Annotated in this window: 8 protein-coding genes and 14 tRNA genes; 2 read left to right on the forward strand and 20 right to left on the reverse strand. The window is 45.2% G+C overall.

Going from position 1 to position 11178, the window contains the following annotated elements; all coding sequences use genetic code 11:
* Positions 1–71 precede the first annotated feature (71 nt).
* The 6 genes from menC to P6709_RS17675 form a co-directional block, all read right to left on the reverse strand.
* On the reverse strand, positions 72–1172 hold the full coding sequence (gene menC, locus P6709_RS17650) for an o-succinylbenzoate synthase (RefSeq protein WP_442905367.1): 1101 nt from the start codon (positions 1170–1172) through the stop codon (positions 72–74).
* Positions 1169–2629, reverse strand: a complete 1461-nt coding sequence (locus P6709_RS17655; RefSeq protein WP_278242253.1) for an o-succinylbenzoate--CoA ligase — start codon at positions 2627–2629, stop codon at positions 1169–1171. The genes menC and P6709_RS17655 overlap by 4 nt, the downstream gene beginning before the upstream one ends.
* A gap of 176 nt (positions 2630–2805) precedes the next feature.
* A complete protein-coding gene (menB, locus tag P6709_RS17660; protein ID WP_278242254.1) occupies positions 2806–3624 on the reverse strand; it encodes a 1,4-dihydroxy-2-naphthoyl-CoA synthase in 819 nt (272 codons plus the stop codon).
* 37 nt (positions 3625–3661) lie between these two features.
* A complete protein-coding gene (menH, locus tag P6709_RS17665) occupies positions 3662–4474 on the reverse strand; it encodes a 2-succinyl-6-hydroxy-2,4-cyclohexadiene-1-carboxylate synthase (RefSeq protein WP_278242255.1) in 813 nt (270 codons plus the stop codon).
* Positions 4462–6198, reverse strand: coding sequence for a 2-succinyl-5-enolpyruvyl-6-hydroxy-3-cyclohexene-1-carboxylic-acid synthase (gene menD / locus P6709_RS17670; protein ID WP_278242256.1), 1737 nt, complete (start codon positions 6196–6198; stop codon positions 4462–4464). The genes menH and menD overlap by 13 nt, the downstream gene beginning before the upstream one ends.
* Positions 6195–7598, reverse strand: coding sequence for an isochorismate synthase (locus P6709_RS17675; RefSeq protein ID WP_278242257.1), 1404 nt, complete (start codon positions 7596–7598; stop codon positions 6195–6197). Before P6709_RS17675 ends, menD begins: the two co-directional genes overlap by 4 nt.
* Before the next feature lie 304 nt (positions 7599–7902).
* On the opposite strand from P6709_RS17675, the gene P6709_RS17680 reads away from it, so the two are divergent.
* On the forward strand, positions 7903–8814 hold the full coding sequence (locus tag P6709_RS17680; protein WP_278242258.1) for a 1,4-dihydroxy-2-naphthoate polyprenyltransferase: 912 nt from the start codon (positions 7903–7905) through the stop codon (positions 8812–8814).
* Between the two features lie 201 nt (positions 8815–9015).
* Entirely contained in the window at positions 9016–9666 is a 651-nt protein-coding gene (locus tag P6709_RS17685) for a TraR/DksA C4-type zinc finger protein (RefSeq protein ID WP_278242259.1), read from the forward strand.
* Positions 9667–9821: 155 nt separating this feature from the next.
* On the opposite strand, the gene P6709_RS17690 is transcribed toward P6709_RS17685, so the two are convergent.
* The 14 genes from P6709_RS17690 to P6709_RS17755 all read right to left on the reverse strand — a co-directional run bounded on the left by P6709_RS17690 (position 9822) and on the right by P6709_RS17755 (position 11093).
* A tRNA-Glu gene (locus P6709_RS17690) sits at positions 9822–9893 on the reverse strand.
* A 7-nt stretch (positions 9894–9900) separates the two neighbouring features.
* A tRNA-Ser gene (locus P6709_RS17695) sits at positions 9901–9988 on the reverse strand.
* Between the two features lie 5 nt (positions 9989–9993).
* Positions 9994–10068 (reverse strand) — tRNA-Asn (locus P6709_RS17700).
* A gap of 1 nt (position 10069) precedes the next feature.
* Positions 10070–10146, reverse strand: a tRNA-Ile gene (locus P6709_RS17705).
* A gap of 3 nt (positions 10147–10149) precedes the next feature.
* Positions 10150–10223 (reverse strand) — tRNA-Gly (locus P6709_RS17710).
* 24 nt (positions 10224–10247) lie between these two features.
* Positions 10248–10323: transfer RNA gene (locus tag P6709_RS17715), tRNA-His, on the reverse strand.
* 27 nt (positions 10324–10350) lie between these two features.
* Positions 10351–10423 (reverse strand) — tRNA-Phe (locus P6709_RS17720).
* Positions 10424–10434: 11 nt separating this feature from the next.
* Positions 10435–10510: transfer RNA gene (locus tag P6709_RS17725), tRNA-Asp, on the reverse strand.
* A 7-nt stretch (positions 10511–10517) separates the two neighbouring features.
* Positions 10518–10591, reverse strand: a tRNA-Met gene (locus P6709_RS17730).
* A gap of 52 nt (positions 10592–10643) precedes the next feature.
* Positions 10644–10736, reverse strand: a tRNA-Ser gene (locus P6709_RS17735).
* A gap of 10 nt (positions 10737–10746) precedes the next feature.
* Positions 10747–10823 (reverse strand) — tRNA-Ile (locus tag P6709_RS17740).
* Positions 10824–10829: 6 nt separating this feature from the next.
* A tRNA-Met gene (locus P6709_RS17745) sits at positions 10830–10906 on the reverse strand.
* 21 nt (positions 10907–10927) lie between these two features.
* A tRNA-Ala gene (locus P6709_RS17750) sits at positions 10928–11000 on the reverse strand.
* A gap of 16 nt (positions 11001–11016) precedes the next feature.
* Positions 11017–11093 (reverse strand) — tRNA-Pro (locus tag P6709_RS17755).
* Between the last annotated feature and the right edge of the window lie 85 nt (positions 11094–11178).

Here is an 11178-nt window from a genome sequence, read left to right on the forward strand (position 1 = left end):
CCGATCTCCAATAAAACAGGAGAGGCTCTTGTTTTTTCTATATTTCTTTTGGTCTTTGCTGGCACTTCACTTTACTTTACCACCACATGCTGAATACACACTTCCTCTACTCTTTTCCAGTCAATTTCCACCCCTATTCCCGCCCCTTTAAAAGGACGTATAATTCCGTTGCTAACCTGTACTTCAGGTGATGTAATATCCTTTTTCCAGTAGCGCTTAGAGGATGAAATATCTCCAGGGATTGAAAATCCTTTAAGTGTGGATAATGCAATATTATGTGCCCGGGAAACGCCAAATTCAAGCATTCCTCCACACCAGACCTGTATGCCATGCTTTTCACAAAGATCGTGAATGCGGATGGCTTCTGTAATGCCTCCGACGCGTCCAATTTTTATATTGATCACCTGGCAGCTGCCGAGCTGAATCGCACTCCAGGCGTCCTGAAATGAAGTAATGCTCTCATCAAGACAAATCGGGGTTTTTAACTTTTTTTGGAGCTCAGCATGCTGAACTAAATCATCGGGATGAAGCGGCTGTTCGATCATTTGCAGCCCAAATGCATCAAGCTCATACAAGTCTTTTTCAAATGAGAAATAGGATGAGTTTGCATCCGCCAATATCGCCATTTCAGGATAAGAGTGTCGAATAGCTCGTATTCTATCGAGATCATTACCCGGTCCTATTTTCACTTTAACTCTTTTGTATCCGTCATTTTTAGCATGGTTTATCTGTGCAAGCAGCTCTTCTATCGTGTCTGCTCCCACTGCAACCCCTGCCAGAACTTCATTTCTTGTACCGCCTATCACCTTTGAAAGAGGCTCTCCCCTTTTTTTCGCGTAGATGTCCCATATTGCCATATCAAGAGCAGCTTTTGCCATAGGATTTTTTCTGACGGCTGCCATCCTCTCAGCGGCCTCTTTCGGATAAGAAAAATACGTATTTAAGAGCAGAGGCGCCAGGATATCCTTTATCATATGATAGCAGGTTGCAACCGTTTCTTCTGTGTACCAGGGGGTTGAGAAAGCTACTGCTTCCCCGTATCCGGTTACTCCACTCTCATCATGTGCTTCTACAAGAATCCCTCTCCTGCCGGATACACTGCCAAGACTCGTCACAAACGGGGCAACGAGATCCATTTCAATTACATGAAGATCAATTTGAGTGATTTTCACAGCTTTCCGCCTTTCTTTTTCAGCTCACGGCGCAGCAGTTTATTTGATGCATTTCTTGGAAGCTTGTCCATCCAGATAATCTCTGCCGGCACCTTATACCCTGCAAGCCGTTTTCTACAGTAGGCAATGAGCTCCTGTTCACTAAGAGAGGGCATGGATTTTACTGCATAAGCAACAGGGACTTCTCCCCATTTCAAGTCGCTTCTTCCCACTACAGCCGCTTCTATAACGCCGGGATGGGATGTGAGTTCAGCTTCAACCTGAGCAGGATAAATATTTTCTCCCCCTGAAATAATTAAATCCGATCTCCGATCAAGAACGTATAAAAACCCTTCCTCGTCTAAATAGCCGATATCGCCTGTATAAAACCATCCCCTGTTAAAGGATGATTCATTTGCAGCCGGACGATTTAAATAGCCGTTGAACACTGCAGGTCCTTTAACTGTAATTTCTCCAGCTGTATTTTTCATGCATTCATCATCATGTTGATCCACGATTTTTATGTCATTCATAAATAGTGGCTTGCCTGATGACCCGATTTTCCTTCTGCTGTCTTCAGGGCCAAGTGTCGCAAACTGGGAGGTCGTTTCAGTCATGCCATACGTTTGATAAACCGGGATGCCTGCATGAAAACATTCTTCTAACACATGCTCAGCAGCCGGGCCGCCTCCTAGCAGCATACATCGGAAATTACGATGATATCGCTCATTGTTCCTTACAGCCAGCAAACGTGAGAGCATAGCAGAAACCACTGAAATCATCGTCACAGTCCCCGCTGTTAACTCTTTGTGAATAGCAGTTTCATCAAATTTTTCATATAGCGTAACGTGATTTCCATAGATTACACTTCTCATTAAAATCGAATAGCCGCTTATGTGAAAAATGGGAACGGCGCAAAGCCAGCGGTCTTTCGTATCAAGTCCGAGATTAATGGCTGCTCCCATGGCATTTGAAAAATGATTCTCATAGGATTGCTGTACTCCTTTTGGTTTTCCTGTCGTGCCTGAAGTGTACATAATGGAACAATTTATACGTTCACCTTCACTAAATGGTCCGGTGGATGGCATCTGCCGTTCAACATCGCCGATCGTATAAACAGGAAGGATTCCTGAGCAAGCTTCAGCTTCTTTTTCTAGACGGTCTTCGACAATTAAACACTGTGCGCCGCTGTCTATCAACTGAAACGTCCACTCTTGTACCTGCAGTCTTGCATTTAAGATTACGGTCTCTATTCCAAGTTCCTGTAAAGCATGAAGTAAAAAAACAGCTCTTGCTGTATTATGGATCAGCAGCGCTGCCGGTTTTTCTGTTAGTTGAAGTGATTTCAATTTGCGTGCCATTAAGTTGGATTGCTCAAGCAGCTGCCTGAATGTCCAATTTTCTCCCTGGAAGGACAAAGCTGATCGATTCGGGGTCAGGGCGGCCCTCTTGGTGAGCCAGTGACTGGTTGGATTCACTTCCGTTGCTCCTTTCCTGCTGGATAACTTTTAATCAGATTTTTTATAAACTAATTATAGCATTCTCATTTTTCACATGTCATAAAGGGGAAAGCAGAGAAAATAAGAATCCCTTATTTACAGTGGCACTAAAAAAAATCAAGCCTGCAGGTTTCCCGCAGGCTTGAATACATTCATTATGGAAAACGCGGGAACTGCCCAAAATCAGGCTTGCGTTTTTCTTTAAAAGCATCTCTGCCTTCTTTAGCTTCTTCAGTCGTATAATACAACAGCGTAGCATCGCCGGCAAATTGCTGAAGACCTGCAAGGCCGTCGGTGTCTGCATTCATTGCCGCTTTAATGAAACGAAGGGCAGTCGGGCTCTTTTCAAGCATTTCCTCGCACCATTTAACGGTTTCATCTTCCAGCTGATCAAGAGGTACCACTGTGTTTACAAGACCCATATCCAGCGCTTCCTGAGCATCGTACTGACGGCAAAGGAACCATATTTCTCTTGCTTTTTTATGTCCGATAATTCGTGCAAGATAGCCTGAGCCATAGCCTGCATCAAATGATCCTACATTAGGTCCTGTCTGTCCAAATACAGCATTATCTGCCGCAATAGTCAGGTCACATACTACGTGCAGCACGTGTCCGCCACCAATTGCATAGCCTGATACCATTGCTACAACAGGTTTTGGAATCACACGGATTAAACGCTGCAGATCAAGCACGTTCAAGCGGGGAATCTCGTCCTCTCCCACGTAGCCTCCATGTCCGCGCACGCTCTGGTCTCCGCCTGAGCAGAATGCTTTTTCTCCTACTCCAGCCAGCACGATTACGCCAATGCTTGAGTCATCACGAGCATAAGCAAAAGCATTAATCAGTTCCATAACCGTTTTCGGACGAAACGCGTTGCGCACTTCCGGACGGTTTATTGAAATTTTAGCAATGCCATTGTACGTCTCGTACAAAATATCTTCATAGTTTCGTTCCTGTACCCACTCTCGAGTCATGAAAAGAAACCTCCTTCATATGTAGTAGACCAGTTGCCTAGTCGCTCTCTAAAAACTCCTCTATTATTGTACCAAACTTTTCGGGTTGTTCCACATGAATTGCATGACCAGTTTCAGGAATCTCCACTTTTTTTGCATTTGGCATCTGATCCGCCATGTTCTTTGCTATTTGACAAAATTTACGGTCTTTTTCACCCGTGATAAGCAGCGTTTCATGTTTGATCTTATTAAGCTCTCCCCACCAGGATGGCTGACGGCCGGTACCCATTCCCTGCAAGCTTGCTGCGAGATGTTCCGGCTTATTCTGCATCCGTTTTGCGTGCAGATTCTCCTGCACTTCAGCATCCAGGTTTTTTTGAGTTTCAAACAAGGGGATGTTTTCCCACCTATCCACAAAAGCCGCTATACCCTCGTTTAAAATAAACTGAGCCAGCTGATCATCCTGCTTCTTACGCGCTTCGCTTTCAACGATGCTTTCCAAACCGGGAGAAGCACTTTCAAGAATCAATTTCCTGACTTTATCAGGATAAAAAGCAGCAAAGGACAGAGCTGTTCTGCCTCCCATAGAATAGCCCAAAACATCAGCAGACTTAACGTTCAGATATTCCAAAATGAACCCGAGGTCTCTGCACACTTCTTTCATGGAAAAGCGTGAGAGATCATTACGGGGCATGACCGTCTTTCCATGACCCGGCAGATCAATGGCGATGCACATAACAGACTGGGAAAGCTTATGAATGATTGATCCCCATGCGGAACTGTCTCCCGTGAATCCATGAAGGAACAGGACCGGTCTTCCTTCACCTTTTACATCAATATGATAGACAGCTCCCCTTATCATGACCTCCATTCATTCACTCCGTTGACAGCTGCTTTTACTTTGGCCCAAAGCGCTCTGTGCACGTGTACATTTTCATTCCGATCAGTTTGAATTTCCGTAATGGTAACGCCTTTTTCGCTTATTAATTGATCAAGACCTGACTGAACTTCCTCAATTGATTCCAGCTTTTGATAGAAAAGTGAATAAAGCTTAGCTGCATGAGAAAAATCCAGAGAAGGCGGTGTGCCAAACAGCGTTTCAAAATGCAGAGGTTCATCTGCTTGTGGAAGGAATGAGAAAATTCCGCCGCCATTATTATTTAACACAATAATGTGCAGGTTTACCGGGTGCTGCTTAGCTGCAAGCAGGCCATTTAAATCATGGAACAGAGACAAATCACCAATAATCAGATACACCGGTTCCCTTGTTTCGGCGGCAATCCCTAAAGCAGTAGAGACTACCCCGTCAATTCCATTTGCACCTCTATTCGCCCACAAAGTAAAAGGTCCGGAATAACGTGTCCAGAATGTATCCAGATCCCGAATCGGCATACTATTACCCGCCATTACATGACAATTCTTTGGAAGAGACTGAATGACACGCCCCACTACAGCACCTTCGTCTTTTTCATCGTGTATATGACCCTCAATTTCCATGATGGTCGTCTGGTTTATTTTTTTCCATAAAGCAAGCCATTCACTAGTTGATTGGCTTGTAAAACGTGAAGAAACCGCTTCGCTGAAACTCCTTTCATCACAGTCAATGTAATCTGTAACAGATGAAGAAGGATCCCGCCAATCTGTACCTTGATCCACCAGTAGATGGGGCACTTCTTCTAAAGGAGCTAAAAATTGCAGCAGCGGCTTGGAAACAGGCATGGCGCCAAATCGAATAATAAAATCAGGTTTTAAAAGATGTTTTACATTCTCATCTTTTAAAAATGCGTCATAGCCCTCAATCAGTCCATTCCGTTCTGCCAGCTCGCTTCTTAAAAAACTGAGCGGATCTGCCAGTAACGGAAATCCTGTCTTATCAGCCAGCTCCAGCAGGGCACGGTTTGCACCGGGCTCTGCTGCCGGACCTGCAATAATGATCCCTTTTTTTGCTTCATTTACTTGCGAGGCAATATGGTCAGCAGCTTCTTCAGATAATTTTTTTTCACTTCCGACAATGGATACCGGCTTCCTTTTCACCGTCTTCCATTGACCTAAAACAGGAGAAAGCGGTTCTCTAAATGGAAAATTTAAATGGACCGGCCCCATGGGAGCATCCTTTGCCTTTGCGACTGCCTTCATGGCTGTTCTCACAACATGCTGTAAAACGGTCTCCCGGTCCTCCGGCAGTGCCATATCGGCAAACCATTTTACATGCTGTCCATATAAATGAATTTGATTAACAGCCTGAGGCGCTCCTACTTCCCTCAGTTCGTGCGGACGGTCTGCTGTTAGCACAATCAACGGGATTCGTGCATAATGTGCTTCTACTACAGCAGGATAATAATTTGCTGCAGCTGTACCGGATGTGCAGACGAGAACTACAGGACTCCGGCTGACTTTAGCCATCCCCAATGCATAAAAAGCGGCTGAGCGCTCGTCCACATTCACGTGACAGTCAATCATGGGATGATCCTGAAGTAAATAAGCGAGAGGAGTAGACCTTGAGCCTGGACTGATCACGGCCTTGGTTACCCCTCCATGGACTAATTGCTGTATGAACGTGCTGACATAGGCTGTAAGGGTTTCCTGGTGGTTCATTGCATCGTCCCTCCTACTGCCCGAAGCATAGGACGGAATTTAATCAACGTCTCCTCATACTCACTTTCCGCATTTGAATCCTTTACGACTCCGCACCCTGCATAAAGGTAGGCGTGACGGTCATGAAGCAGGCCTGAGCGTATGGCTACAGCAAATTCCCCGTTTCCTTCAGCATCCATCCATCCAACAGGAGCTGCATAAAATCCCCTGTTCATTTTTTCTTCCTCTTGGATAACATCCATCGCCAAATGGGTGGGTGTACCGCCAAGAGCGGGTGTAGGGTGGAGACGATCCACGAAATCCACGACAGACATTCCTTCTTGAGCCACTCCTTTAACAGGCGTGTACAGATGCTGTATATCACGGATTTTCATCAGAGCTGGCGACGACGGCACTTTCACATCTGTGCACAGGTCTTTCAGGTTGTCCGTGATCATTCTTACAACGAGTTCATGCTCATGAAGGTTTTTTTCATCCTGCAGCAAAAGTTCACTCAAGTGCCGGTCTTCCTCTATTGTTCCTCCTCTTGCAATAGAGCCAGCAAGACAGGTGGACAAAATATCATCCTTGGATTTCTTAACCAGCCGTTCAGGTGTGGCTCCAATAAAGCAGCTGTCGAGCACCTCAAGTGAGAAAATGAAACTTGATGCCTGATCGTCCCTCAAACGTTCGAGAACCGTATCTGATCTTTTTTTACCGTCAAAATCAACCAGAATTTTTCTTGCAAGCACGACCTTTTCCATTTCACCTTTCTTTAAACGCCTTACCACAGACGTAAGAGACGTTTTCCACCTCTCAGGCTCTATTTCGGTCATGCTTATCACAGATACATCTTTCATGGAGTCTTTTGTTTCATTCAGCAGCTGATCCCTTTCCTTTTGCATACGCTCCCAAAGCTTTTTGGAATCATCAAATTCTGAGCAGACAATATTACTGGTCAGAAAACAATCTCCCTGTGCATTGATCGTAAGCATGAAAGAAGGAAGATGGAAATATCCATTTGAAAAATTGGTCCACTCCAGCTCTGCTTCCTGTCTGGGATCAAATGAAAATCCACCTACTGCAACAGGTCCAGTACCCGTTTCGTTTTCTCCTGTACAGACAGCTTCTGACAGGAATTCCTTCCATTGCTGCTTTATATCTATAAACCGTTCATTTTTTTTATTGGAAGTAAAAGTTTGAGCGTTTCCGGCTCCAACAAGTGTAAGCTCTCCGGTTCGATCCTGCCAAAAAGAGCGCTCTCCCTGATACAGCTCGTACCCCGCTTCATAGAACTGCAGAGGAGCCACGTTGTCGATTCGTGCAACCTGACTAAACAGAACTTCCCGCTTGGATTGATGGGCCAGTCTGATTGCTTCTTCAAAAGCAGCAAGCCCATGTGACTGTTGTAAAATTCTCACCATGTTTCCCCCTAAAAATCACTGTTACGAACATGTTTCTCTCTCTTAAAGATACACCTGTTTTCATTATCATGTCAACGAAACACAACCGTTTCTCACATCGTTCTAAGAGGGGAATACATTGAATTATTCAACTCTTTCTTTTCGCATTTATTCCTGTTGAAAATGCAGTATAATAAATATAATGGTAAATGTCGAAATCTTTCTAGGTCATTGACAAATAAAGAGTTATTTTAATACACTTTACTATGGACTATTTTTCGCTATTTATTAACATACAGCACTTTTAAGGAGAGAACAGCATATGCATCTTCAGCCTGAGCGTGACCATGGCTTTCAAATATGGTGGAAGCTTACACGGCCCCATACCTTGACTGCCGCATTTGTTCCGGTTTTACTTGGAACCGTACTGGCACTGGAATACACCGAATTAAACTGGCCATTATTTTTAGCGATGCTTCTGGCAAGCATTTTAATTCAGGCAGCAACCAATATGATTAATGAGTATTACGATTTCACCCGCGGACTCGACAACGAAAAATCTGTCGGCATTGGCGGAGCCATCGTTCGAAATGGGGTTAAACCTAAGACCGTAATCAGGCTTGCCTTCCTCCTGTTTGGAATTGCCCTTCTGCTGGGAATTTATATTTGCGCCAACAGCTCCTGGTGGATCGGTGCAATAGGATTAGTATGTATGGCAGCAGCTTATTTTTATACCGGCGGTCCTCTTCCAATCGCCTACACGCCTTTTGGCGAGCTGACAGCAGGTTTCTTTATGGGGTTTGTCATAATCCTGATTTCATTTTACATTCAAACTTCGGCCATAAACTCTGTTGTTATGCTTGTTTCACTTCCCGTATCTATATTAGTAGGTGCTATTTTATTAGCAAATAATATCAGAGACCTTGACGGGGATAAGGAAAACGGGCGCAAAACCATCGCCATTCTCTTGGGCCGCAAAAATGCAATCTATTTACTCGCAGCGATGTTTGCTGTAGCTTACGGGTCAGTCGTTGTCCTAATCTTTTCAGGCATCGTGTCACCATGGCTGTTTATCAGTTTCCTGAGTGTGCCTAAAGCTATTAAGGCAACAACAGGATTTATTGGCAAAACCATGCCGATGCAAATGATGCCGGCAATGAAAGCAACGGCTCAGACAAATACAATATTCGGATTTTTACTGTCCATTGGATTTTTAATCGGATACTTTACTTGAGTTGTTAGGAAGGATCGCAAACAAAAACTGTTTGCGATCCTTTCTTTTTTTTGCCAAGCTGCTGCCTTGAAAAATCCAGAGAAGAAAAAGTACACAGATACTCCTTAGTCATTGTGTTTTTCGCTCTGTTAAAAGGTTTCATTTTTTGCACAGAGGATAAACTAAGCGTATCAGCATGTATTTTACTAAGGAGTGGTCAACGTGTTATCAAACGAGCAAATAAATAAATTCAAAGAAAGATTATTGAAACAAAAAAGAGAACTTACAGAGGACCAGAATGATAAAGCAGATGTGGACGAGTATTCCACTGAACTTTCTCAATACGACAATCATCCTGCAGACAATGCAACTGACTTGTTTGACAGAGAACTCGATATGGCTCTGAATGAGCATTCTGAAGAGGAGCTTGAAAAAGTGGAAGCAGCTCTTCAGGCCATTGAAGAAGGAACGTATGGAGTATGCAAGGTAACAGGAAAGGATATTCCAATTGAACGGCTGGAAGCCATGCCAACTGCCCTGACTGTTGTAGAAGCCGCAGAAGAGCAGACTCAAGGCGATATTGAAAGCAGACCAAGTGAAGAATCAGTCATTTCTCCTTCTTCTGACCATCCGCTACGCTCGGAAGAGGGAGAGGTACGCGATTATCAAAATAGCTTCAGTGAAGCTGCCCGGTATGGCACGTCTGAAACACCTTCAGATATGGCCGGTGACGAAAAGGATTACGACGAAATGTATGAAAGCCATGAAGATGGAGATGACTCCATTAATGAACTATCAGATGAAAACGAAGAAGAAGAAATCGGCACCGACCTTGAAGGCAAAGATAGAAGAATCTATAACAAAAATGAATAATTAAAAAAGGAAGTCCAATCGTTTTGGACTTCCTTTTTGTGACCGTTTGCTCATAATAACAATTCTACTGACAAGCAAGCCGTTTCAACCTGCAAACCTATTCTGCAAAAGATAGAAACTAAAAAAACACATTCAAGTTGAATGTGTTTTTAAAATGACCCGTACGGGATTCGAACCCGTGTTACCGCCGTGAAAGGGCGGTGTCTTAACCGCTTGACCAACGGGCCAAAAGAGCGGAGAAGGAGGGATTTGAACCCTCGCGCCGCTTACGCGACCTACACCCTTAGCAGGGGCGCCTCTTCAGCCACTTGAGTACTTCCCCATAATTGGCTCCACAGGTAGGACTCGAACCTACGACCGATCGGTTAACAGCCGATAGCTCTACCACTGAGCTACTGTGGAATGGTGGGCCTAAGTGGACTCGAACCACCGACCTCACGCTTATCAGGCGTGCGCTCTAACCAGCTGAGCTATAGGCCCCTTTGGAGCGGGTGATGAGAATCGAACTCACGACATCAGCTTGGAAGGCTGAGGTTTTACCACTAAACTACACCCGCAAAGAGTATGAAATTAAGTAAATATGGGGCGACTGATGGGAATCGAACCCACGAATGCCTGAACCACAATCAGGTGCGTTAACCACTTCGCCACAACCGCCACAGCTATAACATAATATAAAAAAGGTGGCTTTGGACGGAATCGAACCGCCGACACATGGATTTTCAGTCCATTGCTCTACCGACTGAGCTACAAAGCCTTGATAAAAAATGGCGGTCCCGACCGGGATCGAACCGGCGATCTCCTGCGTGACAGGCAGGCATGTTAACCGCTACACCACGGGACCTTGGTAATTGCGGGGGCAGGATTTGAACCTGCGACCTTCGGGTTATGAGCCCGACGAGCTACCGAACTGCTCCACCCCGCGTCGTTGCCGGCTTAAGATATCTCATAAGCCTTAAGTAATTAGAAATTAAAAATGGAGGAGGAAGAGGGATTCGAACCCCCGCGGGATTTGACTCCCCTGTCGGTTTTCAAGACCGATCCCTTCAGCCAAACTTGGGTATTCCTCCAGAAAAATAGTGGTGGACCTTGCAGGACTCGAACCTGCGACCGGACGGTTATGAGCCGTCTGCTCTAACCAGCTGAGCTAAAGGTCCCTGATATGGTGGCGGCAGAGGGGATCGAACCCCCGACCTCACGGGTATGAACCGTACGCTCTAGCCAGCTGAGCTACGCCGCCAAATGAAATTTTATAATAAGGTGGAGCCTAGCGGGATCGAACCGCTGACCTCCTGCGTGCAAGGCAGGCGCTCTCCCAGCTGAGCTAAGGCCCCTAGAGTGATAATTAAATGGTCGGGAAGACAGGATTCGAACCTGCGACCCCTTGGTCCCAAACCAAGTGCTCTACCAAGCTGAGCTACTCCCCGAAATATGTATGGCGCGCCCGAGAGGAGTCGAACCCCTAACCTCTTGATCCGTAGTCAAACGCTCTATCCAATTGAGCTACGGGCG

It is taken from the genome of Jeotgalibacillus sp. ET6 (assembly GCF_029667115.1).
Lineage (GTDB): Bacteria > Bacillota > Bacilli > Bacillales > Jeotgalibacillaceae > Jeotgalibacillus.

What these genes read in the sequence shown, in the direction of transcription:
- menB (WP_278242254.1), bottom strand. Translation starts at nt 3,624, where the DNA reads ATGACTCGAGAGTGGGTACAGGAACGAAACTATGAAGATATTTTGTAC.
- menH (WP_278242255.1), bottom strand. Translation starts at nt 4,474, where the DNA reads ATGGAGGTCATGATAAGGGGAGCTGTCTATCATATTGATGTAAAAGGT.
- menD (WP_278242256.1), bottom strand. Translation starts at nt 6,198, where the DNA reads ATGAACCACCAGGAAACCCTTACAGCCTATGTCAGCACGTTCATACAG.
- P6709_RS17680 (WP_278242258.1), top strand. Translation starts at nt 7,903, where the DNA reads ATGCATCTTCAGCCTGAGCGTGACCATGGCTTTCAAATATGGTGGAAG.